The organism is Pelomonas dachongensis (assembly GCF_043555865.1).
GTDB classification, from domain to species: Bacteria; Pseudomonadota; Gammaproteobacteria; order Burkholderiales; family Burkholderiaceae_C; genus Pelomonas; species Pelomonas dachongensis.
The window spans coordinates 288024-310666 of the sequence record NZ_JBIGHY010000001.1; the positions used below are offsets into that span (position 1 = coordinate 288024).

Here is a 22643-nt window from a genome sequence, read left to right on the forward strand (position 1 = left end):
CCGGCGCGATGGAGGAGATGGCGTGCAGATCGGCCCGATGGCCGACAATCCCGCCCCTTGCCTGTTTGCTGCCGCTTCGACGGCTTTGCGATGAATTCCGATCTTCCCGATCCCGTGTCCCCGTCCGACGAACCGGCACCTGCCGCGCCCGCACCCGAGGCCACCTTGCCCGAAGCCGCTGCGCCCGCTGAAGTGGCCGCTGAAGACGCCCCTGAGGCAGCCCCCGAGGCGGCCGCTGAGGCGGCTCCCGGCGCGGCCGCGCCGGCCGTCGACGCGAGCGCCGAGCTGAAGGCCATGTTCCCGGCGCTGTTCACCGGCAAGCCCAAGCCGGTCAAGCTGCGCATCCAGGCCGACATCCAGGAACGCGCGCCGGGCAAGTTCAGCAAAGCGCAGCTGAGCGCCTTCCTGCGGCGCCACACGGGCAGCACGGGCTATCTGATCGCGCTGACGCAGGCCAAGACCCGCTTCGACCTCGACGGCCAACCTGCCGGCGAGATCAGTGAGGAGCACCTGAGCGCCGCGAAAGAAGAACTGACCCGTCGCAAGGGCCTGAAGCAGGAGCGCGAGCAGGCAGAGCAGCAGCAGCAACAGCTGGAAGCCCAGCAGCGCCGCAACCGCGGTCAGCTGCTGTGGGACTTCGAGCGCACCACGCTGACCGAGGCCAACTTCTGCGTACTCAAGGGCGTGCAGCCCGAGGAACTGCAGGGTCTGCTGGAGATCGCCCGCAAGGAACGCGCCGAGGCCCCACCGGCCCCGCCGCGTGACGCGCGCCGCGATGACCGTCGCGATGGTTTGCGCCGTGATGACCGCCGCCCCGGTGGCGGTGGTGGCGGCCGGCCCGAAGGTCGTGGCCCGCGTCGCCCCGAGCAACGTTCGGAAGGCGGCCGGCGCGACCAGACCCCGCGCGGTGATCGCCCGCCGCGTGGTGAGGGCGGCCGCCCACAGCAGCCGGCCCGCAAGCCTGCGCCTCAGCAGCCGGAGCAGGCCGTGCCGTCCCAGATGGCTCAAGCCCTGCAGGCGGCCCAGGCTGCCAAGGCCGAGCCGGCCGCCGATCAGCAGCCGGCCAAGGACCAGACCGCGGAGTGATCAGCTCGCGGCTTCAACGAGCCGCGGTCGAGATTCAGGCGGCGTAGCGCTGCTCCAGGTAGGCCAGTAGGGTGCGGATGGTCTGCGCCTCGCCGCCCACTGGGCGGCCGGCGCGGGGCGCGTCGTTCCACGCGAACAGGTCCACGTGCAGCCAGTCCTGCGTCGGCGGCAGGAAGTCTTCCAGGAACAGCGCCGCGTTGATGGCGCCGGCCAGCGCGCTCTTGCCCGTGTTGACGATGTCGCCGATGGTGCTCTCGATGCCCGCGTGATACGGCGCCCACAGCGGCATGTGCCACAGCGGGTCGTCCAGCTTCAGGCCCAGGTCGACCAGGTCGCGCGCCGTGTCCATGTGCTTGGCGAACAGCGCCGGCAGCTGCGCACCCAGCGCCACGCGCGCGGCGCCCGTCAGCGTGGCCAGGTCGATGACCAGGTCGGGTGCGCCCTCGGCCGCATAGGCCAATGCATCGCACAGGACGACGCGGCCCTCGGCGTCGGTGTTGCCGATCTCGATGTGCAGGCCCTTGCGCGTCTTGATGACGTCGCCGGGCCGGTAGGCGTTGCCCGAGATCGAGTTCTCGACCGCTGGGATCAGCAGCTGCAGCCGCACGGGCAGCTTCAGCGCCATGATCAGCGTGGCCAGGCCCAGCGCATTGGCCGCACCGCCCATGTCCTTCTTCATCTGGCGCATGCCGTCGCCGCCCTTGATGTTCAGGCCGCCGGTGTCGAAGCAGACGCCCTTGCCGACCAGCGAGAGCTTGGGGTGCTTGGGATTGCCCCAGTTCAGCTCGATCAGGCGAGGTGAGCGCGTGCTCGCACGGCCAACCGCATGGATGCTCGGGAAGTTCTTCTTCAGCAGCGCGTCGCCGACGATCTCGCTGAACGTGGCGCCGTACTGCTGGCTCAGCATCTTTGCGGCGCCGGCCAGCTCGGCCGGGCCCATGTGCTCGGCCGGCGTGTTGACCAGGTCGCGCGTCGCCGCGATGGCGGCGGCCAGTGCGAGGCCGCGTTCGGCATCCGCACCCGGCTTCAGCCACAGCGTGGCCGGCGCGCGCCGGGCCGGCTTGTAGAGGTCGAAGCGGTAGCCACCCAGCTCCCACGACATCGCCGCGCTTTCCGGCAGTAGCGTCAGGCCGGCGACGTCCAGGCCGTACTCGCCCTCGGGCAGCGCCAGCGGGAGCGCCGCCAGCGCGAACGGATGGGCCGTGTGCGCGATGCCGGCGAACACCCGGCCCAGCCGGCCGTTGGCGCCGGGCACCAGCGCATGGCTGTCAGGCGCGCCGACGAAGCCGACCGTCGCCAGCCAGTGGCGGGTCGCCTCGGGCAGCGTGGGCGCCAGCGCCTCGAAGGCCGCACGGTCGACGACGGTGATGGGAATGGCCTTGGCCGGGATGGACTTCTTGAGCTTGACGGTCATGGTGCGTTCACGGTGGCGATACCGGGATTGTCGGCATGAAAGGAGTGCAAGGAAGTGTTGAAGCGCTGTCAACGGCCGGTGTCGGCGCCGCGTTGTGCCTCCCAATCGCGTCGTACCCAACGCGAGACGGCCTGGCAACAGGCCCCAAGCCACGATGAAAGTTTTGACCCGCCACGAACCCCAGCCCCGTCGCCTCCCCGCGCCCGAGATCGGCACGGCGTGGACCGCCGAGGAATCCGTTGACAAGGGCCGCAAGCACGAAGCCTTCGACACTGGTTTCTACAGCGGCGAACGCCGCGGCCTGGCCCGTGCGCAGCGCTTCGACCGCAAGCGCTGAGCGGCCCCGCCGTTGCTGACTGCCCGGCCCGCGTCCGCCGCTGGATGACGGGCCTTGTTTTTGGCCGCTCGGAATCCCTGGGCGGCGCGCTGATCGTCAGCGCGGACAATCACGGCTCATGAAAGCCGCCCGTCGTTCCATCGCCTTCGTCTCGGGCGCCCTGTTGTACTGCTTTGGTACGGGCGCCGCCATTCAGTACGCGCAGATCGGCCTCCCGCGTCAGGTCTACACGTCGCTGGGGGGGCGCAACAGCCTGCCGGTCATGGCGGGCGAGGCCATCGCCATCGCGCTGGTGCTGTTCCTGGTCGCGCTGGTCTGGGCTTACCTGACCCTGCGTCCCTCGCGTCGGCGCCACAAGCCCTACATCGGCTGGCTCATGACGGGCATCGGTCTGGCCTGGGCGGGCTGGCTGATCTTCGGAGCGTTCAGCTTCGCGCTGAAGCCGCGCGCCTATTCCGCGCCCATGCAGACGTTGTTGCTGTCGTCCGGCGCCGCGCCGCTGTTCGGCGCGCTGAACGTGTTCGGCGTGCTGGGTGGGGCCTGGGTGGCCGGCAACCTGGCCCGCCGAAAGCAGTTGAACCTGCCCAGCAGTCGCTCGCAGCGGCGCACCCAGGAGCACGCTCACGCGGGCGATGCCGACAGCACGGTGTCCACGCTGGCCCCACACAGCGTCATCCCGCCGCATTGAAGCGCGCGGTCTGCCCGCGCTGCGAGCGGCCGGCGCCGACCTGCCTGTGCGCAATGCTGCCGGTGGCGCCGGTGGCGCACCGCACCGAGCTGCTGATCCTGCAGCACCCTGCCGAGGCAGGCCATGCCAAGAACACCACGGCGCTGCTGACGCTGGGGCTGCAGCGCGCGCGCCGGCTGCGCGGCGAGGTGTTCGACGCCGTGCTGGCCGGCCCCGGCACCGCGCTGGTCTATCCCGGCGAAGGCGGCGCGCCTCTGCCGGCTGCAGTGGAGCGATTCATCCTGCTGGACGGCAGCTGGCGCCAGAGCCGCCGCCTGCTTGCCGGCAACCCGTGGCTGGGCGCGCTGCCGCGGCTGGCACTGCCGGACCTGCCCGGCTGCTATGCGATACGCCGGGCACACCGGCCGGGCCAGCTGTCCACGCTGGAGGCCGGGCTGCATGCGCTGTCGCTGCTGGAGGGGCATCCCGAGCGCTTCGAGCCGCTGTGGGCGGCGTTCGAGGCCTTCGTCCAAGCCGGGCTTTACAGAAGGGCAACGGGTTTGGCCTAGCATTTCGGGATGCCTGCCTTCCTGCGATCCATTTCCCTGGCCTTGCTGGCCATGCTGGCCCTGCCGCCGTTCGCGTCCGCGGCCTCGCCCGAGGCGGCCACCGAGCATGTGAAGGCCCGCCTGGTGTCCAGCCAGGCCAGCGTCGCACCTGGCCAGCGCTTCACCGTCGCGCTGGAGCAGGACATCAAGGCGCACTGGCACACCTACTGGCTCAACCCGGGCGACTCCGGCCAGGCCACCACTATCGAGTGGAGCGGCACCGAGGCCGGCCCCATCCAGTGGCCCACGCCGGCCGTGCAGCCCATCGGCCCGCTGGTCAACTACGGCTATGAGGGCCGCCCGGCGCTGCTGGTGGAGCTGACCGTGCCTCCCGGCGCCAAGGCCGGCGCCCGTTTCAAGCCGGTGGCCGAGGTGCGCTGGCTGGTCTGCAAGGATGTGTGCATCCCCGAGCAGGTCACGCTGGGGCTGGACCTGCCCGTGGCGGCGGCCGGCCAGCCGGGGCCGGATGCCGCGCAGATCGACGAATGGCGCCGCGCCATTCCCCAGCCCGCATCGTTCGACGTGCAGATCCAGCCGGCCGCGCAGGGCGTGCAGCTCGCCGGCACGCTGGGGGGCGTCACCAAGGCCTATTTCTTCGCCGACACCTGGGGCGCCGTCACGCACAGCGCCCCGCAGGCGCTGAAGGCCGGCACTGACGGCTGGACGTTGGAGCTGCCCGCGGGCGAAGAACCGGTGAAGGCGGGCCAGCCGCTGTCCGGCGTGCTGGTGCTGACCTCCGCCAACGGCGAGCAGGCCTGGACCGTCACCGCTCCCATGCCCGAAGGCGCCGGCAAGGGCCCCGGCCCGGCCGACCTGAGCGCGCCGGCCGCTGCGGCGCCGGCAGCGGCGCCTGCGCCCGGCAGCGAGCTTGGCCTGCTGCCCGCGCTAGCGCTGGCGCTGGTGGGCGGGCTGATCCTGAACCTGATGCCTTGCGTGTTCCCGGTGTTGTCCATCAAGGCGTTGACGCTGGTGGGCGGCGGCAACCACAAGGCCGAGGGCCTGGCCTACACGGCCGGCGTGCTGGCCAGCTTCGCGGTGCTGGCGGCCGTGCTGATCGCGCTGCGCGCTGGCGGCCAGCAGGTGGGCTGGGGCTTCCAGTTCCACTCGCCGGTGTTCGTGGGGGTGGTGGCGTACCTGCTGTTCCTGGTGGGCCTGAACCTGTCGGGCTTCTTCGACGTCGGCGGCAGCTTCACCGGCATCGGCTCCGGCCTGGCCGCCAAGCAGGGTCTGGCGGGCAGCTTCTTCACCGGCGTGCTGGCAGCCGTCGTGGCCACGCCGTGCACGGCGCCGTTCATGGGCGCGGCGCTGGCATTCGCGCTGAGCCAGCCGGCAGCGGTGATGCTGGCCGTGTTCCTGGCGCTGGGCCTGGGCCTGGCGCTGCCCTTCCTGGTGCTGGCCTTCTGGCCGGCGGCGCAGCGCTGGCTGCCGCGGCCGGGGGCGTGGATGGACACCTTCAAGCAGTTCCTGGCCTTCCCGATGTATGCCGCCGTCGTGTGGCTGCTGTGGGTGCTGGCGCAGCAGGCCGGGCCGGACGGCGTGGCGCTGGCGCTGCTGGGCCTGGTGATCATCGCCTTCGGCCTGTGGTGGCGCAATGCCAGCGGCGTGAGCACCGTGGGCACGGTCGCGGCGGTGGCCGGCGTCGTGCTGGCGCTGGGACTGACGACGGCCATCAAGCCGGTAGATGCCGCCACGCCGGCCGCGTCGGCCAGCCACGAGGCCTACAGCGCCGAGCGCCTGGCCGAGCTGCGTGCGCAGAACAAGCCGGTGTTCGTCAACATGACGGCGTCGTGGTGCATCTCCTGCCTGGTCAACGAGCGCGTGGCGCTGTCGCGCCCTGAGGTGCAGGCGGCCTTCAGCCAGGCCGGCATCGCCTACCTGAAGGGCGACTGGACCCGCGAGGACCCCAAGATCACCGCCGTGCTGAGGGCCCATGGCCGCTCCGGCGTGCCGCTGTACCTGTACTACGCGCCCGGCGCCGCCGAGGCCCAGGTGCTGCCGCAGATCCTCACCCCCGGTCTCGTCATCGAGGCCGTCTCTTCCGCCCCCCCCGCCTCCAGGAGTTAGACATGACGTTGAATCTGCTTCGCCGTTCGCTGATCGCTGCCGCCGTTGCGGCGCCGGTGCTGGCGTTCGCCAATGCCAGCGTGGATGCTGCCGCGCCGGCGTTCACCGCCACCACCGCCGATGGCAAGACCGTCAACCTGGCCGACTACAAGGGCAAGACGGTGGTGCTGGAGTGGACCAACCACGACTGCCCCTACGTCAAGAAGCACTACGGCGGCAACATGCAGACCCAGCAGAAAGAGGCCGCTGCGCAAGGCGTGGTGTGGCTGCAGGTGGTCTCGTCGGCCCCAGGCCAGCAAGGCTTCGTCGACGGTGCCACCGCCAGGAAGCTCAACGCCGACCGAGGCGCCGCACCGGCCGCCACGCTGCTGGACCCGAAGGGCGAGATCGGCAAGGCCTACGGCGCGCAGACTACGCCGCACATGTACGTCATCCGTGGCGATGGCACGCTGGCCTACAAGGGCGGCATCGACAGCATCGCCACCGCCAAGGTGGACGACATCGCCAAGGCCGAGCCCTATGTGAAGCTGGCGCTCGCCGATGTGGCGGCAGGCAAGAAGGTCGAGAAGGCCAGCACGCGGCCGTATGGCTGCTCCATCAAGTACGCGAGCTAAAAAACCGACAGCCCTGTCTTCGCGACGAACAGCTCCAGCGCCTGGCGCCCGAGGAAGGAGTTGCCCGTCGCGTCCAGCGCGGGGGACCACACGCACAACGTGAGGCGGTCCGGCACCACCGCGACGATGCCGCCGCCCACGCCGCTCTTGGACGGCAGCCCGATGCGAAAGGCGAACTCGCCGGCCGCATCGTAGGTGCCGCAGGTCAGCATCAGTGCGTTGATGCGCCGGGTCTGCGTGGCGCTGATGACGTCCGGCCCGGCCAGCGGATGCCGTCCGTCGCGGCACAGGTAGCCGGCCGCGCATGCCACCTGTTCGCAGCTCATGTGGATGGCGCACTGGTGGAAGTACACGGCCAGCACCTCGGCCACGTCGTTGTCCAGCGTCCCGAAAGCCTTCATGAAATTGGCCAGCGCCGTGTTGCGAAAACCCGTGTCGGCCTCGGACTGCGCCACCTCGGCGTCCACCTGCACGGCCTCGCCGCACAGACCGGACAGCAGGCGCAGCAGCTCCGGCAGCGCGTCTGCCTGGCTGACCAGCCGGTCCGCCACGGCGATGGCGCCGGCGTTGATGAAGGGGTTGCGCGGGATGCCACGCTCGCTCTCCAGCTGCACCAGCGAGTTGAACGGGCTGCCCGACGGCTCGCGGCCGATGCGGTCCCACAGCGCCTCGTCCAGCGCCTTGATCGCCAGCGTCAGCGAGAACACCTTGGACATGCTCTGGATGGAGAAGGGCACGGCGCTGTCGCCGGCCTGTGCGGTCTCGCCCTCGCAGGTGCGCAGCGCGATGCCGAACTGCAGGGGTGACACGCGGGCCAGCGCCGGGATGTAGCGGGCCACCTGGCCGCCCTGGCCCATCAGCGGGCGCAGTTCGGTGTTGATCTGGTCGAGAACAAGTTGAAAGTCCATGGGCAGTGATTCTGGACTTGAGAATGCCGACCCATGCAAGCCCTGCTCGATGCCATCGCGACGATGGACCTCCCCACGGACGCCCAGCGCCTGTTCCACGGCCGCGGCGGCCTGTTCCCCGGCTGCGAGCACCTGGCGCTCGATGCCTTCCCGCCGGTACTGCTGCTGACAGCCTTCAAGCCGCTGGACGAGGCCGCGCTGGCTGCTGTCGGTCAGGCGTTGACGTCGCGCTTCGGCGACGCGCTGGCCTGGGTCTACCAGTGCCGCGGCGAAGGCGCCGAGACGCGGATCATGGCGGGCGCCGTGCCCGAGCCGCATGTCGTCACCGAGGCGGGCACGCGCTACGTCGTGCACCTGCTGCGCGGCCAGAACCACGGCCTGTTCCTGGACATGGCCAGCGGCCGGTGCTGGGTGCGCGAGCACGTCAAGCCCGGCGCCAAGGTGCTGAACCTGTTCGCCTACAGCTGCGCGTTCTCGGTCGTCGCGCTGCAGGCTGGCGCGGCCGAGGTGGTCAATGTGGACATGGCGTCAGGTGCGCTCGCCACTGGCCGCACCAACCATGAACTCAACGGTGTGAAGACGGGCGCCAAGTTCCTGGCCCACGACATCTTCAACTCCTGGAGCAAGCTGACGCGCGGCGGGCCCTACGACCTGGTCGTCTGCGACCCGCCCAGCTTCCAGAAGGGCAGCTTCGTCGCGACCAAGGACTATGCGCGGCTGGCCCGGCGCCTGCCCGCGCTGCTGGCGCCCGGTGGCCACGCGCTGCTGTGCCTGAACGCGCCGGAGCTGGGCGAAGCCTTCCTGCGCGAGGCGGTGGAGGCCAATGCGCCCGAGCTGAGCTTCGTTGAGCGCGTGGCCAACCCTGCGGCGTTCCAGGACGTCTCCGAAGACCGCAGCCTCAAGGTGCTCGCGTACCGGCTGTAAGAAAGTCTGCGGCGCGGTCACTACCTGCTGCATGACCCCTGATTCATCGCAGGACACGCGCTACCGCCAGGCCCTGGCGGCCCATGGCGCCGAGCTGGCGCGCTGCTGCCACGGCTACGAGCGCGACCCGGTCTTGCGCCAGGAGCTGCAGCAAGAGCTACACCTGGCGCTGTGGCAGAGCCTGGCCGCCTTCCGCGGCGACTGCTCGCTGCGCACCTGGGTCTACCGCGTGGCACACAACGTCGGCGCGCGGCATGTGCAGCACCACGCGGGCAAGGCGCAGATGCTGGCGCTGGAAGAGATCGAGCACCTGCCCGACGAACGCCTGGACCCCGGCCACACCGAACGCCGGCTGGATCTGCAGCGCGTGCTGGCGCTGGTGCACCGCCTCGCGCCGCTGGACCGCGAGTTGATGCTGCTATACCTGGAGGAGCTTGACGCCGCCAGCATCGCCGACATCACCGGCCTGTCGACCCGCAATGTCGCCACCAAGATCCATCGCATCAAGGCGCTGCTGGCCAGCCAGCTGAGCGCCACTAGGAGCCCGCGATGACCACGCATTCGGCCGAAGACGGCGCACGCAATCTGTGGCGCGAACAGGACCTGCCAGCGCTGCAGCCCCTCCAGTCGCAGGCACTGGCGGAGCAGGCCGTGAAGCTGCAGCGCGTTGTGTCGCGGCGCAACCGACGCGAGACCCTCGTGGCGGCCCTGCTCGCGCCGACCTTCCTGTTCTTCGCCTGGTTCTTTCCGCATTGGCTGAGCAAGCTCGGCGCGCTGCTCGTCGTGGCAGGCGGCTGCTTCACGCAGTGGCAGATGCACCGGCGCGCGTCGGCGCGGCCACTGCCCGAAGCCTGGGCCTGCAGCTTGCTGGCCTTCCACCGCGGGGAACTGGTCCGCCAGCGCGAGGCGCTGCGCTCAGTCTGGCTCTGGTACGTCGCGCCGTCGGTCCCCGGCATGGTCCTGTTCCTGTGCGGGCGGCAGATCGAGAACGGCTTCTGGCAGCCGTGGATCTTTGTCTTCGTCGCGGCGGTGCTGGGCGGTGTCGTGCTGCTCAACCTTCACGGCGCACGCCGGCTGCAACGCCGAATCGACAAGCTGGATCAACTGACCCGAGAGGACATGGCATGACACGCCCCCTGTTCGCCGCCCTCACTTGCCTGCCCATGTTTGCCATGGCGCTCCCAGCGAGCGACGCAGATATCGAGAAGCTGCTCGCCACCCGCTTCGACGGCGACCGCAGCGGCACGTGCGTGCAGGCCGCCGTCATCGAGCCGGGCAAGGTCTGGCGCGCCGTGCGCTGCGCCGGCACGCGCGAGGGCGGCGCGCCGGCGGCGGGCGCTGCCTTCGAAATCGGGTCGGTCACCAAGACCATGGCCGCGGCGCTGGTGGCCGGGCTGGTCGACACGGGCCGCTGGTCGCTGGACGACGCAATAGCCCGCCACCTGCCCGAGGGCACGGCCGTGCCGCGCCAGGGCGAACGCCAGATCCTCGTCCGCGACCTCGTCACGCACACCAGCGGCCTGCCCGCGCTGCCGCCCGGCTTGTCCGTCGTCAACCCCGCCGACCCCTACGCCTCGCTGACCGAGGCCCAGGTGCTGGCCGCGCTGAAGCAGGTGCAGCTGGCGCGCCCGATCGGCAGCCAGCCCGAATACTCCAACTTCGGCATGCTGGTGCTTTCCATTGCAATGGCCTGCAGCCTCGGTGGCGATCTGGAGGCCGCGCTGCGCGGGCAGCTGTTCAAGCCACTGGGCATGGCCACGGCCTACATCGCCAGCCCGCTGGGCGCGGCACCCGCCGCCGGCCACCTGCCCGACGGCACGCCCACGCCGGCCTGGAGCATTGCAACCAACCTCGCCGGCTTCGGCATGGTCAAGGCCACGCTGGACGACATGGTGCGCTATGCCCGCGCCCAACTGGGCGACGGCCCGCCGGCGCTCGTGGCGCCACTGCGCCGCACCCAGCAGCCGCTGGCCCAGGGCTATGGCATGAACTGGCTGCTGCGCCGCGTGCAGGGGCGCGAGCTGGTCATGCATGAAGGCGGCACCGGCGGCTTCTCGTCGCTGGTGGTGCTGGAACCCGGCGCGCAACGTGCCGTCGTCGTGCTGGCCGACACCGCGCTGACGGACCTGGGCGGCCTGGGCGACATCGGCTTCGCGCTGCTGGGCCTGGACATGCCGCTGCAGCCGCGCCGTGCCGTCGAGGCGCCGGCCGCGCTGCGCCGGGCGCTGGCCGGAGACTACGAGCTGGGCCCCCTGCGCGTGACGATCTCGGAGACCGATGGCCGGCTGATGGCCCAGGTTCCTGGCCAGCCCGCCCTCGAGCTGCGCCACGACAGCCGCGGTGACTTCTACCCGCTGGGTCTGTCGGCGCTGCTGCGCCCCGAGCCGCCCGCGGACGGCCAGCCGGTCGCGCGCTTCACCTGGCAGCAGGGCGGCGGCGTGACGCAGGCCCGCCGTGTGGCCCTGGTGGAGGCGCTGCCCACCATCACCAACCCCGCCTGGAAGGACTGGGCCGGCGAGTTCCAGCTGGCGCCTCAGTTCAGCCTGAAGGTGTTCGAGCGCGAGGGGAAGTTGATGGTGCAGGGCAGCGACCAGCCGGCTATCGCGGCCGAGGTGACGGGCACCGACCGCATAGCGATCAAGGTGGTCGGCGCCGTCGTCGCGTTCGAGCGCGATGCCGACCAGCGTGTCGTCGCTGCCGTGCTGCTGCAGGGCGGGCAGCGGTTGCGCGGGTTGAGGCAGTAGCTGGCGCAATTCTTCTATACCGCCTCGCCGCCGCTGACCATGCTTCCGGCCACTTCAGCAGGAGTGGCGATGGAACTTCGGATCAATGGCCGGCCGCATGCCGTGGCGCCGGAATGGCGGGACGAGATGCTGCTGCACGTGCTGCGCGAGCATCTGGGCCTGGTGGGCGCCAAGTTTGGCTGCGGCATGGGCTTGTGCGGCGCTTGCACGGTGTGGCTGGACGGCGCTGCCACGCGCAGCTGCGTGCTGCCGGTCGGCGCGGCAGTGGGACATGAGCTGATGACCATCGAAGGATTGGCGGCGGCGGACGGCGCGCTGCACCCGCTGCAGCAGGCCTGGCTGGAAGCGCAGGTGCCGCAATGCGGCTACTGCCAGGCCGGCCAGCTGATGAGCGCCGCGGCGCTGCTGCGCCAGAACCCCGCGCCCGACGAGGCCGCCAGCGCGGTGGCGATGAGCGGCCACCTGTGCCGCTGCGGCACACAGCAGCGCATCCGCGGCGTGTTGATCCAGGGGCGGAGATGAGCGCCGCGCTGACCCGCCGTGGCGTGCTCGCCAGTCTGACCGTGGCGCTGTTCAGCGGCTGCGCGTTGCCGGTCATCCCGAAGCGCCCGGCGCCCAGCCTGGACGACGCGCTGGGCTGGATACGCCACGACGGCGACGGCCGCTACACGCTGTGGCTGCCCCGCGTGGAGATGGGACAGGGCATCCTGACCGGGCTCAAGCAGATCGCCTGCGTCGAGCTGGGCGTGGGTTGGGATGCGGTGGTCGTCAAGCTGCCGTGCACGAACGACATCGGCCGCGTGAAGGCCACCGTGGGCAGCGATTCCATCAAGGACTTCGCGCTGCCGCTCGCGCAGGGCTGCGCGCTGCTGCGCGAGGCCGTCGCGCGGGGCAGCTTTGCGTCGCCGGGCGACCCGCCGCCCGCGCTGCGCTGGCCCACGGCCGACCGGCCGGACCTGAAGCGCCCGCCGCTTGCGCAGGGCGAGGCCATCGTCACCGGCCAGCCGCTGTTCGTGGCCGACGTGCGCCGCCCCGGGCTGGTGTTCGGCCGCGTGCTGTATGCGCCGCTGTCGCCGGAGTTCGCGTCGTTGCCGCGCGCCTTCGACGAGGCCGCCGCGCGGGCGCAGCCGGGCTTCGTCGCCCTGGTGCGTGACGAGCGCTTTGTGCAGGGCCAGGCGCGCGGCCTCGGCATCGTCGCGGCCACGCCTGGCGCGCTGGATCGCATCGAGCAGGCACTGGCGGTGCAGTGGCAAAAGGAGGCGCCGGCCAGCGGCTGGCGCGAGTTGCTGGACATCGATGCCCGGCTGGCCGACGGCGACCGCCTCACCCATGCGGTGCACGACGACGACGTGCCGCGCCACGGCACGTGGGATCTGGACCTGCGCTTCGACATTCCGCCCGCCGCGCATGCAGCTATGGAGCCGCGCGCCGCCGTCGCCGAGTTCGACAACGCCGGCAAGCTGCAGGTGTGGGTGGGCAGCCAGGACGTGTTCTACCAGCGCGACGTGGTGGCGAAGCGCCTGGGTTTGGATGATGACCAGATCACCGTGCACGGCCACCGCGTGGGCGGCGCTTTCGGCGGCAAGACAATCTGCACGGTGGAACTGGAAGCGGCGGTGCTGGCGAAGTCCGTGCGGCGTCCGGTGAAGGTGCAGTGGACGCGGGCGCAGGAGTTCGCCCAGAGTTTTCACCGCGCACCGTCCAGTCATCGCGTCAGGGTGCGATTGAAGGACGGGCGGCTTCAGCACTGGTGGCATGGCTTCGTCAGCTCGCACATCCTGTTCACCAACGCGGCCATGCCGCCGTGGATGCAGGCGGCCAGCCGCTTCGTCGGCGACGCCGGCGTGGCGCGCGGCGCCAGGCTGCCCTACCGGGCTGCCGCGCGCGAGACGCGTTTTGCGCTCCAGCGCCTGCCGTTGCTGGCCGGGCCCTGGCGCGGCCTGGGCGCTGGCCCCAACCATTTCGTCACCGAGTCCGTCATCGACGAGTGCGCCCGGCGCGTGGGGCAGGACCCACTGACCTTCCGCCTCGCTCACGTCGAGGATGCGCGGCTCGCGCGGGTGCTGGCGCGTGTGGCGCAGATGGCGGATTGGGGCCGGCCTCTGACAGGCGAGCGCGTCGGCCGCGGCCTGGCCTGCGGCATCTACAAGGACATGAGCTATGCCGCCGTCGTCGCCGACGTTGCCGTGGCTGCCGACGGCAGCGCCCGGGTGCTGCGGCTGTGGTGCGCGCACGACTGCGGCCGCGTCATCAGTGCCAGCCAGGTGAGGGCACAGTGCGAGGGCAACCTCGTCTGGTGCGTGGGCATGGTGCTGGTGGAGCAACTGGACCTGGCGGCCGGGCAGGTGGCGGCCAGCGGCTTCGCCGACTCGCCCATTCCGCGCTGGGGCGATGTGCCGGCGATGCACATCGAGCTGGTCGACGAGGGGGACGCGCCCACCGGTGCCGGCGAGACAGCCATCGTGGCCGGCGGAGCGGCCATCGCCAATGCGCTGCGCGCGGCGACGGGCGTGCGGCTGACCTCGCTGCCGTGGCGAGCGGCGCTGGCCACAATGCCCCGGTGAGCGCCACCTCCGCCCCCGCCGACTTCGCCAGCGCCGCGATGCTGCGCGTCCTCGCCCAGGGGCTGCGCGAGCTGGGGCTGCAGGCGCCGGCCACGCCTGACGGGGCGACCGTGGGCCTGGACGCCAAGCGGGCGATGCTGCAGCACGCCATCCAGCAGGGCGGCATGCGCTGCCTGGCCCTGCTGGGCCGTGGCCTGCACCGCTTCACGCACGAGCCCTCGCATCGCGCGCTTGCCAGCGCTAGAGACGCGCGCGACCTGTTCGGGCGCTGGGGCCGGCTGGAGCGCTACATCCACTCGCGCCACCGCGTGCAGGTCGTCGAGGTGGGGGAAGGCGAGGCCCGGCTGCGCCATGTGTCGCTGCGGTCGCAGGCGCCGCATGCAGCCGAAGACCTGGTCGTGCTGGGCGTGCTGGTGGCCTTGCTGGAGGCCTGCGGGCACCGGGGCTTGCAGGCCTGGGCTGGGGGCGTGCCGGTCTACCCGGCCTGCGACCGCGAAACGGCCGACGACACCTCTGCCTGGCGCATCACCTGGGCCGCGCATGCGCCGCCAACCCCTGCGGCAGCGCTTGGCGACCTCGCCCCCGACGAGGCCTGGGCCGCCGATGTGAAGGCGTTGTTCAACGGCCTCGCGCAACGCCTGCCCGCGGCTCCGGCCATGGACGAACTGGCGCGCCAGCTGGGCTGCCCGCGGCGCAGCCTGCAGCGCGAACTGCAGCAGCAGGGCACGGGGTACCGGCCGCTGCTGGCCGAGGCGCGCTACCGCACTGCCGGCTGGTGGCTGCTGCAGACCGACGCGCCGCTCGCCGAGATCGGGTTTTTGTGCGGGCATGCGGACCAGTCGCACTTCACGCGCGAGTTCCGGCGCCGCAGCGGCATGACGCCGGCCGACTACCGGCGGCACTTCGCCGCCGCCTGAGCCGTCAGGGCAGCTTGCCGAGGTCGGCCAGCAGCTTGTCGCGCGCCTTTGCGTCGCTGACCGATTCGGCCAGCCGGTTGAAGAACACCGCGCGGCTGTCGGTACCGCCGGCGGCGCGCTTGACCAGCACCTTGGCGATGGGCCCCACGTGCTGCGCCAGCAGCGCCTGGGCCTTCTCGATGACGGCGTCGTTCAGCGGCCCGCCGATGGCGGTGGCGGGGGCGGAGGCGCCGGTGGCGCCCCTGGAGCCGGGCGGCGTGCCTGCCGTGCTTCCGGCGGTGCGGGGCGCGCCCGTCACCAGGCTGGCCTGGCCGAGGAAGGCGTCGCGGGCGCGCGCGTCCGGCACTTGCTCGGCCAGCTTGCTGTACAGCTCGTTCAGGTCGGTGCACTCGCGCGCGGCGCGGCGCACCAGCACGCTGGCCAGCGGGCCGACGTGCCGGGCCAGCGTCATCTCCACCTGCGTGAGCTGGGCCTTGTCCCAGTGCGACGGCGGCGGCGCGGTGCCGGAGCCGGCGGCGCTGCCAACGGACGGCGGTGCCAGCGTGGGCGTCAGCGGCGAGCGGGCGGGGCGTGGCGGTGCCATCAGTACCGTCTGCTCCCAGGCCGACTCGTCGACGCTGCCGCCAACGGCGTCTTGCAGCGCCTGCTTGAACTCGAAGGTCGTGGCGTAGCGGTCGGCTGGCCGCTTCGCCAGCGCGCGCATGATGATGCGGTCGAACCAGCCGGGCCGGTCGGCGCCGTCCACGACGGACGGCGGCTCGGGCATGTCGTTGACGACCTTGTACATCAGCGCCTCGGTCGTGCCGACGAAGGGTGCGCGGCCGGTCAGCAGCTGGTAGAGCACGACGCCGGCGCCGTAGATGTCCACGCGCCGGTCCATCGGCTTGCCGAGGAACTGCTCGGGCGCCATGTGGCTGGGCGTGCCTACCATGTAGTGGGTCTGCGTGAGGTGCTGGGTCTCGATGCGGGCGATGCCGAAGTCGGCCACCTTGAGCCGGCCACCGGTGGTCATGATGATGTTGGCCGGCTTGATGTCGCGGTGCCAGACGCCCTTGTCGTGCGCATGGCCCAGCGCATCCAGCAGCTGGCTCATGATGCCCACGATGTCGTTGTCGGTGAAGCGCACCTTGGCGGTCAGGTAGCTGGCCAGCGAGCGGCCTTCGACGAATTCCATGGCGATGTAGGCGACCTGCTGGTCGCGGCCGAAGTCGTAGACGCCCACGATGCCGGGGTGCGCCAGGCGGCCCGCTGCCTGGGCCTCGTTGCGAAAGCGCGAGGCCGCGGCGCCGGGGCTGTCGTCCTGCGCGTCGATCTGCTGGCGGATGGTCTTCAGCGCGACGGTGCGCTGGATGTCGGGATCGAAGCCTTTGTAGACGACACCCATCGCGCCCTCGCCGAGGATGTCGACGATGCGGTACTTGCCCAACTGGTCGGGATGCTTCTTGTCGCTCATGCCGCGAGATGACTCAGGCGTCGAGCAGCTTCATGGCCTGCACGACGCTGGCGCGCATGCGCGAGAAGGAATCGGACAGCGTGGCGATCTCGTCGCGGCCGGAGGTCTTGAACTCAGGCGCGTCGAGATCACCCTGGCTGACGCGGTCTGCCAGCGCGGACAGGCGCGTGACCGGGCGCACCACCAGCATCCAGACCATCAGGTTCAGCACGACGCCCACCGCCACGAACACGCCCACCAGCGAGGTGATGAAGACCTTGAAGGTCTGCTCGGCGCGCTGCAGCGGCACGCCCAGCGGCACGGACACAATCTGCGCGCCGATGACTTCGTTCAGCATCCAGCCGAAGCCGTTGGCCGGGCCGTACTTGGCCACCATGGTGGCGGGCGCGGCATCCACGCTGCTGTGGCAGGCCAGGCAGGCGGGGTCGGTGATGCGCATGGGGCGCGCGATGTACAGCGATGGGCCAGCCGGCGTGTCGCGCGTGCCGACGGTTTCCTTCAGGTCCGCGGCGCTTCTGAATTGACCCACGACGTCGGCCTCCCAGCTGGTGGCACGGTCGCGCGGATTGGTGGGGTTCAGCGTCGCTTCCTTGTAGGCGAACTCGGGGTGCTTGGCCAGCAGCGTGTTCAGCACCTCGGTGGCCGCGTAGCTGGGCACCGTCTGCGGCAGAAACTCGTGCGCCATCTGCGAGACCAGCAGCGGCTTGACCTGCGTGTTGGTGTAGTTGCGCACGGCCAGCGCCTTCTCCATCAGCATGCGCGCGCTGCCGACGACTTCCTGCTGCGCGTTGTCCTGCAGCAGCTGGCGGGCGATGTAGCCGCTGAGCGCAATGCCCAGGCTCATCACCAGCAGATAGACCAGATTGAATTTGACCAGCAGTTTCATGGCGCCCCCGTAAGGGCGGCAATGTTAGTGGCGGCGCTGGCTTGCACCCTTCGCGTCTGCGCTCATCGCGTGGCACGTTTGTCACGGCGGCCATGAAAAAAGGGCGTGCGACCGCAGTCGCACGCCCTGGAAGGTCGATGGGTTCAGCCCTTCACGCACACCACTTGTTTCAAGGTGTGAACCACATCGACCAGCTCGCGCTGTGCGGCCATGACGGCGTCGATGTTCTTGTAGATCGCCGGCGTCTCGTCGAGGACGTCCTTGCCCTTGCGGCACTCGACACCTTTGGTCGCGGCGCGGTGGTCGGCCAGCGTGAACTGACGCTTGGCGTTACCCCGGCGCATCACGCGGCCGGCGCCGTGCGAACAGCTCTCGAAGCTGTCCGCATGGCCCTTGCCGCGCATGGCGTTCTCCTTGTAGTGACGCGTGTTTCAAATGGTGCCGTTACAGCAACCCGTGCGGACGCCGGATGCCAGGGCCTTGCGTCACGGTGCGCGTTGAACATCTCCTGACGGAAAGCGTTCGCGGCTGGCCGTGAAGGCAGGGCCCCGCCTGCCCGACGTGCGAGCGCGGGCCGCTGATGCGCGGTCCAGCCGGGGCTGGGGCGCACGTTCGGCGTGGTGGTCTTGCGACCGGTTGTGGACTGGCTTGTGAAGCCAATCATTGGAGCGCGAGTCGAACCCGCGACAGACGAAATCAGATTTCGTTGCTCTACCCGACTGAGCTATCCAATGGTTGAGATGAAGGGAATCGAACCCACCCCTTGGGCGACACCTTGTCATCTCTGCATCAGCCGATTCCGGCAAGGCGGCATGCGTCGTGGCGACAGGCAATGAAGCCTGGCCACGGCGCACCGGCGGGGCGTGGGAACCCCGGCCTGTGAGCCTTTGCTTTCCTCGGCAGATTCGTGGTCGCCTCAGCTGAGGCGAGATCCCTTCGGCAGGCGGGCAGCCAGCCAGTCGTGCACGTCGGACCGGATGTGCCGGCTTTTGAGGATGAAGTCCTCAAAGCGGCTCGGCACGAACGGTGCGAACAGCAGCGGCATGTGGGCCTCGTCCGGTGTGCGGTCGGCCTTGCGGGCATTGCACGCGCGGCAGGCCGCGACCGTGTTCATCCAGCTCAGGCGACCGCCGCGGCAGGCCGGCACGATGTGGTCCACCGTCAGCACGCGTGCGTCGAAACGCTCGCCGCAGTAGGCGCAGGTGCAGCGGTCACGTTTGATGACCTTGCCCTTGCCGTAGACCGGCGTCAGTTCGAAGAGATTGATGCGCGACGCGCCGCGCAGCGCGACGATGGGTGGCACCTCCAGCCGCGACTGGCGGCCCGTGACGCTGTTGAAACCGCCGCGCAGCACGGCCAGCGGCTCGGCCCCGGCCGACCAGACGATGGCGCCGGTGGCGACCAGGCAAGCCGCCTGTTCCACTGAGATCCAGGCCTGGGGCTGGCCGGTGATGTCCAGTTGCAAGACGTCGTGCATGGCGGCCTCCTTTCTGTGGGCTGGCACGGTGGATGAAAAGGTTGTCGGTGACGGGTTCCGACGCCGCCCAATCGTTGCGGCCGGTTTGCGCCCCCCGAAGCGTGAGTTCGCCGAAGGGCTGGGTTGAGAGTTGATCAACCATCTCGGCTGTGTCCACACGCGACGCGGCTGGTTTGCGCAAACCAGCGTTGCGTCGCTGCACGCGACAGGCGGCCGCCCGAGCGCACATGCACACCGGGCCGGCCGGTGCTTGTGCGTGGGCACACCCGAGATGGGGCAGGGCAGCCGGGAATGAAACCCGGCGCCTGCCAGTGTTTGACTGCAGAACCGACCAGCGAAGCTGGCACTGCAATCGACGCGAGTTGTGAAAGAGCAGGCGCTGGGCAGCGGCGCCGAGGCTGCGCCGGCGGCGGAAAAGCAAAAGGCCCGGTTCCTTGCGGAGACCGGGCCTCGATGAGCATGGAAGGGCGGCGTCTAGCCGGGGCCTTCACCCGATAGGTTGGTGTCATGGCGCTCACGACCCAGGTCGTGTGCATAGGCGACCGAGACGGGCATGCCCGCCGGCTTCGATCCTTTGACCTGTGTCCGCAACGCGGCATCGCACCCGCGCACGGCGCGGGCGGAGTCGATGACGGTGGCGAGAAGGCAGTTCATGGCAGGGCGCGAAAGCGGCTCGGTCGTGGGTTGAGGTTGATCTGAAACGCTCGGTGCGTTGAGCGAATCCGCTGATTGTGAAAACTGTTCACGCCCTGGTCAAGCGTGGCGCGCCACCTAGAATTCGTGTGAAGTGTTTTAACAACACTGGCTTCCTCGCCTGCATCACGTGTCCAGCCCCGCCACCGTCCGCCGACTCAACTGGCTCGCGTTGTTCCAGGCCTTCGCCGAGGCTCGCATCACCGCGGGTGATCCGCCCAAGGGGCTGGAGGCCGCCTGGGCCACGCGCATCGGCGTGAGCGGCGCTACGTGGTCATGGCCAAGAGCGGCGCGCGGCCCATCGGCGACAAGCTGGCGCTGCAGATCGAACACCACTGCGACAAGCCGGCCGGCTGGATCGACGAGGCGCGCGAGCCCAGCGGTCTCACGCCCGCAGAGCAGCAGTTCCTGGCCCAGGCGCTGAAGACCTACCGCGGCACCAACAGTGACGGGCGCAAGCGGCTCAGGCAGTGGCTGAAGGAGTTCGGCGGCTGACGACCTGGCGGGCGCGACAGCCCGGCGTCAGCAGCTGCCGGTGACTCGCGCCATACTGCCCACCCATGCGCATCCTGCTCGTCGAAGACGACGAACAACTCGTCGAAACCACTGCCCGTGCCCTACGGTCACAAGGTTGGGTCGTTGACTGCTCGTCGCGCGGGGAGCCGGTGCCGCGCTCGCTGCGCGAGGACGCCTACGACCTGCTCATCCTGGACATCGGCCTGGCCGGCATCGACGGCTTCGAGACGCTGCGCCGCGTGCGCGTCGACGGGCTGGTCGTGCCGGTGCTGCTGCTGACCGCCCGCGACGCCGTCGAGGACCGGGTGCGCGGCCTTGAAGGTGGCGCCGATGACTACCTCGTCAAGCCGTTCGCGCTGACCGAGCTGGTGGCGCGGGCCCGTGCGCTGGTGCGCCGCAGCCAGGCGCGCACCAGCAACAAGATCCAGCTCGCCCGGCTGCGCATCGACCAGGAGGCGCGCCGCGCCTTCATCGACGAGGAGCCGCTGGCGCTGTCCGCCCGCGAGTGGGACGTGCTGGGCTACCTGATGGCGCGTGCTGGCAAGGTGGTGTCCAAGGAGCACATCGCCATGGCCAGCAATGCGTGGGACCAGGGCGTCAGCGACAACGCCATCGAGGTCTGCCTGTCGCGCCTGCGCGCCAAGATCGAGCCGGGCGGCGTGCAGCTGCGCACCGTGCGGGGACTGGGCTACCTGCTAGAGGAAACCCCGCCGACCCATGGCTGAGCGCCGCAGCGCCAGCCTGCAGCGGCGGCTGTTCGTCTGGCTGCTGCTGCCGTTGCTGGTGGTGCTGCCCGTGCTGGGCGTGGCCTTGTATGGCCAGGTGCAGCACACTGCGCAGAGCTGGCTGGACGAAGGCCTGGAAGACACCGCGCTGACGCTGGCAGGTCAGATCGACCTGCGGGGCGGCGAGCCGAGCGTCGACATCGGCGCCACCATGGACCGGGCGCTGCGCTTCGACCGGCAGGACGACGTCTTCTACCTGGTGCAGGGCCCGCGCGGCGAGGTCCTGCAGGGCGATGCCGGCCTGATCGAGCTGCTGCCGCGCCCGCCGCCGCAGGCGCCCGGCAGCGTCTTCTACGGCGACGTGAAGCTGCGCGGCCGGGTGCTGCGGCTGGTGCAGCTGGGCCGCGACTGCGGCGCGGGCGCCTGCCAGGTGATGGTGGCTGAGACGCTGAACAAGCGCGATGCGCTGCAGCGCGAGATCGCCACCTATGTGGCGGTGAACGGCGTCATGCTGGCGCTGCTGCTCGCGCTGGCCGGCTGGTGGGCCATCCGCCAGGGCCTGGCGCCGCTGACGGGCCTCAGCAGCGAGCTGGAGCGCCGCGACCTGCACCGCCTCACGCCGCTGACGGCGCGGCTGCCGCGCGAGTTGGTGCCGCTGCAGGCGGCCTTCAACCGACTGTTCGAACGGCTCGGCCGCGCCGCCGAGGCGCAGCGCGAATTCCTGGCCGACGCCGCCCATCAGCTGCGCACGCCGCTGACGTCGCTGCAGACCGAGATCGAGCTGGCCCTGCTGGAGCCGCACGACGCGCGCGTCGACCCGCTGCTGCAGCGGCTGCGCCAGCGCGTCGTGCGCAGCGCGCGGCTGGCGCAGCAGCTGCTGTCGCTGGCCCGCGCCGAGGACCGCAGCGTGGACGTGGGCCAGGTGCTGGACCTGCGCGACGTCGCCACCGAGAGCGGCCAGGAATGGGCTCACCGCAGCCTGCCCAGCGGCGTCGATCTGGGTTTCGAGCTGGTCGAGGCGCCGGCGCTGGGCCATGCCTTCCTGCTGCGTGAGGCGCTGGAGAACCTGATCCACAACGCCGTCAGCTACGCCGGGGCCGGCGCGCGCATCACCGTGCGCTGCGGCAGCGGCACGCCGGGATCCTGGCTGGAGGTGGAGGACAACGGCCCCGGCATCCCGCCCGGCGAGCGTGCCGTGGCGCTGCAGCGCTTCCGCCGCGGCGACAAGGCCAGCGGCGCCGGCAGCGGCCTGGGGCTGGCCATCGCGGCGGACATCATGGCCCGCCATGGCGGCCGGCTGGAGCTGCTGGATGCACATGCCGGCCCGGGCCTGCGCGTGCGGCTCAGCCTGCCGCCCGTGCAACCCGTCTGAGCGACACGCCTGCCCGGCAGCGCGCAGAGATGCACCGTCGCAGCGCGTCTTTTGCGGCCACCGCGGGTGGCGTGCCGGTCTAGCATTGGCTCACCCATGTCCCGTCCTGCCCTTTCCCTTGGCGTTTTTCCCGCTGCGCTGCTGGCCCTGAGCCTGGGCGGCTGCGGCGCGCCCAGCCAGCCGTTGCCGATGGTCATCACCCCGGCCGAGGCGCTGCAGGTGCGCGGCTGGGTGCCCGAGGCGCTGCAGGGCCAGGTCGTCGTCGCACCGGTGCGCGGCGGGGCGGACACCGGCCGCTGGTGGGGGTCGCTGGTCAGCGCCGGTGTGTTCCAGCACGCGCTGGAGGAGTCGCTGCATGCGGTCGGCATGCGGGCGCTGTCGCGCGATCCGGCGCCGCGCTTCGAGCTGCAGGCGCACCTGGTGCTGCTGGACCAGACCCGCGTGCCCGCGGCCGGCGTTACGACGGGCACCGCGGTGCAGTACACGCTGACGGACAACGCCGCCGGCCGCGTGATCTACCAGCGCCGCATCTACAACCAGGAAGAGGCTGGCCTGGGCGACGCGCTCGGCTCGCCTTCCGAGCGCCTGCGCATTGCCAACGAGCGTGCGCTGCGCGCCAACATCGGTCTCGTGCTGCGCGACCTTGTAACGCTCAGGCCCTGAATTGAACCCCT

23 protein-coding genes, 1 tRNA gene and 1 pseudogene are annotated in these 22643 nt (G+C 70.7%); 17 read left to right on the forward strand and 8 right to left on the reverse strand.

Annotated elements, in window-relative coordinates; translation table 11 throughout:
• Positions 1-114 precede the first annotated feature (114 nt).
• Positions 115-1086, forward strand: a complete 972-nt coding sequence (locus tag ACG02S_RS01410; RefSeq protein WP_394468655.1) for a ProQ/FINO family protein — start codon at positions 115-117, stop codon at positions 1084-1086.
• A gap of 34 nt (positions 1087-1120) precedes the next feature.
• Here ACG02S_RS01410 and ACG02S_RS01415 read toward each other — a convergent pair whose 3' ends face one another.
• Positions 1121-2500, reverse strand: coding sequence for a leucyl aminopeptidase family protein (locus ACG02S_RS01415; protein ID WP_394468656.1), 1380 nt, complete (start codon positions 2498-2500; stop codon positions 1121-1123).
• 154 nt (positions 2501-2654) lie between these two features.
• Between ACG02S_RS01415 and ACG02S_RS01420 the strand changes: the two genes are divergently transcribed.
• The 5 genes from ACG02S_RS01420 (at position 2655) to ACG02S_RS01440 (ending at position 6790) form a co-directional block, all read left to right on the forward strand.
• Positions 2655-2837, forward strand: coding sequence for a hypothetical protein (locus ACG02S_RS01420; protein ID WP_394468657.1), 183 nt, complete (start codon positions 2655-2657; stop codon positions 2835-2837).
• Between the two features lie 118 nt (positions 2838-2955).
• Complete coding sequence (locus tag ACG02S_RS01425; RefSeq protein ID WP_394468658.1) at positions 2956-3525, forward strand: hypothetical protein; 570 nt, start codon at positions 2956-2958, stop codon at positions 3523-3525.
• Positions 3522-4073 (forward strand): tRNA-uridine aminocarboxypropyltransferase, encoded by a 552-nt coding sequence (locus tag ACG02S_RS01430; RefSeq protein WP_394468659.1) that lies wholly within the window; start codon positions 3522-3524, stop codon positions 4071-4073. Before ACG02S_RS01425 ends, ACG02S_RS01430 begins: the two co-directional genes overlap by 4 nt.
• Positions 4074-4082: 9 nt before the next feature.
• Positions 4083-6176, forward strand: coding sequence for a protein-disulfide reductase DsbD family protein (locus ACG02S_RS01435; RefSeq protein WP_394468660.1), 2094 nt, complete (start codon positions 4083-4085; stop codon positions 6174-6176).
• Positions 6177-6178: 2 nt separating this feature from the next.
• Positions 6179-6790, forward strand: a complete 612-nt coding sequence (locus ACG02S_RS01440; protein WP_394468661.1) for a redoxin domain-containing protein — start codon at positions 6179-6181, stop codon at positions 6788-6790.
• Here the strand turns inward: ACG02S_RS01440 and ACG02S_RS01445 are convergent.
• Positions 6787-7698 (reverse strand): glutaminase, encoded by a 912-nt coding sequence (locus ACG02S_RS01445; protein ID WP_394468662.1) that lies wholly within the window; start codon positions 7696-7698, stop codon positions 6787-6789. The genes ACG02S_RS01440 and ACG02S_RS01445 overlap by 4 nt on opposite strands.
• Positions 7699-7731: 33 nt before the next feature.
• Here ACG02S_RS01445 and ACG02S_RS01450 point away from each other — a divergent pair, with 33 nt between their 5' ends.
• The 7 genes from ACG02S_RS01450 (at position 7732) to ACG02S_RS01480 (ending at position 14847) form a co-directional block, all read left to right on the forward strand.
• Positions 7732-8622, forward strand: coding sequence for a class I SAM-dependent methyltransferase (locus ACG02S_RS01450; protein WP_394468663.1), 891 nt, complete (start codon positions 7732-7734; stop codon positions 8620-8622).
• 31 nt (positions 8623-8653) lie between these two features.
• Complete coding sequence (locus ACG02S_RS01455; protein ID WP_394468664.1) at positions 8654-9175, forward strand: RNA polymerase sigma factor; 522 nt, start codon at positions 8654-8656, stop codon at positions 9173-9175.
• The gene (locus tag ACG02S_RS01460) at positions 9172-9750 is read left to right on the forward strand and encodes a hypothetical protein (RefSeq protein WP_394468665.1); all 579 of its coding nucleotides are present in this window, start codon (positions 9172-9174) and stop codon (positions 9748-9750) included. The genes ACG02S_RS01455 and ACG02S_RS01460 overlap by 4 nt, the downstream gene beginning before the upstream one ends.
• Complete coding sequence (locus tag ACG02S_RS01465; RefSeq protein ID WP_394468666.1) at positions 9747-11366, forward strand: serine hydrolase domain-containing protein; 1620 nt, start codon at positions 9747-9749, stop codon at positions 11364-11366. Before ACG02S_RS01460 ends, ACG02S_RS01465 begins: the two co-directional genes overlap by 4 nt.
• A 69-nt stretch (positions 11367-11435) precedes the next feature.
• On the forward strand, positions 11436-11888 hold the full coding sequence (locus ACG02S_RS01470; protein WP_394468667.1) for a (2Fe-2S)-binding protein: 453 nt from the start codon (positions 11436-11438) through the stop codon (positions 11886-11888).
• The gene (locus tag ACG02S_RS01475; RefSeq protein WP_394468668.1) at positions 11885-13930 is read left to right on the forward strand and encodes a xanthine dehydrogenase family protein molybdopterin-binding subunit; all 2046 of its coding nucleotides are present in this window, start codon (positions 11885-11887) and stop codon (positions 13928-13930) included. The genes ACG02S_RS01470 and ACG02S_RS01475 overlap by 4 nt, the downstream gene beginning before the upstream one ends.
• On the forward strand, positions 13927-14847 hold the full coding sequence (locus ACG02S_RS01480; protein WP_394468669.1) for a helix-turn-helix transcriptional regulator: 921 nt from the start codon (positions 13927-13929) through the stop codon (positions 14845-14847). The genes ACG02S_RS01475 and ACG02S_RS01480 overlap by 4 nt, the downstream gene beginning before the upstream one ends.
• A 4-nt stretch (positions 14848-14851) precedes the next feature.
• On the opposite strand, the gene ACG02S_RS01485 is transcribed toward ACG02S_RS01480, so the two are convergent.
• The 6 genes and pseudogenes from ACG02S_RS01485 to ACG02S_RS01510 all read right to left on the reverse strand — a co-directional run bounded on the left by ACG02S_RS01485 (position 14852) and on the right by ACG02S_RS01510 (position 19317).
• Complete coding sequence (locus ACG02S_RS01485; protein ID WP_394468670.1) at positions 14852-16300, reverse strand: serine/threonine-protein kinase; 1449 nt, start codon at positions 16298-16300, stop codon at positions 14852-14854.
• Positions 16301-16313: 13 nt separating this feature from the next.
• On the reverse strand, positions 16314-17186 hold the full coding sequence (locus ACG02S_RS01490; RefSeq protein WP_394468671.1) for a c-type heme family protein: 873 nt from the start codon (positions 17184-17186) through the stop codon (positions 16314-16316).
• A gap of 143 nt (positions 17187-17329) precedes the next feature.
• Positions 17330-17590 (reverse strand): annotated as a pseudogene (locus ACG02S_RS01495) (RtcB family protein); the annotation flags it as partial.
• Positions 17591-17846: 256 nt separating this feature from the next.
• Positions 17847-17920, reverse strand: a tRNA-Gln gene (locus ACG02S_RS01500).
• Positions 17921-18102: 182 nt separating this feature from the next.
• Positions 18103-18663, reverse strand: coding sequence for an HNH endonuclease (locus ACG02S_RS01505; RefSeq protein ID WP_394468672.1), 561 nt, complete (start codon positions 18661-18663; stop codon positions 18103-18105).
• Between the two features lie 474 nt (positions 18664-19137).
• On the reverse strand, positions 19138-19317 hold the full coding sequence (locus ACG02S_RS01510) for a hypothetical protein (RefSeq protein WP_394468673.1): 180 nt from the start codon (positions 19315-19317) through the stop codon (positions 19138-19140).
• Between the two features lie 315 nt (positions 19318-19632).
• Between ACG02S_RS01510 and ACG02S_RS01515 the strand changes: the two genes are divergently transcribed.
• The 4 genes from ACG02S_RS01515 (at position 19633) to ACG02S_RS01530 (ending at position 22632) form a co-directional block, all read left to right on the forward strand.
• Complete coding sequence (locus ACG02S_RS01515; protein WP_394468674.1) at positions 19633-19851, forward strand: hypothetical protein; 219 nt, start codon at positions 19633-19635, stop codon at positions 19849-19851.
• A gap of 65 nt (positions 19852-19916) precedes the next feature.
• Complete coding sequence (locus tag ACG02S_RS01520) at positions 19917-20597, forward strand: response regulator (RefSeq protein WP_394468675.1); 681 nt, start codon at positions 19917-19919, stop codon at positions 20595-20597.
• Positions 20590-21969 (forward strand): sensor histidine kinase, encoded by a 1380-nt coding sequence (locus ACG02S_RS01525; RefSeq protein WP_394468676.1) that lies wholly within the window; start codon positions 20590-20592, stop codon positions 21967-21969. Before ACG02S_RS01520 ends, ACG02S_RS01525 begins: the two co-directional genes overlap by 8 nt.
• Before the next feature lie 96 nt (positions 21970-22065).
• Positions 22066-22632, forward strand: coding sequence for a hypothetical protein (locus ACG02S_RS01530; RefSeq protein WP_394468677.1), 567 nt, complete (start codon positions 22066-22068; stop codon positions 22630-22632).
• Positions 22633-22643 lie beyond the last annotated feature (11 nt).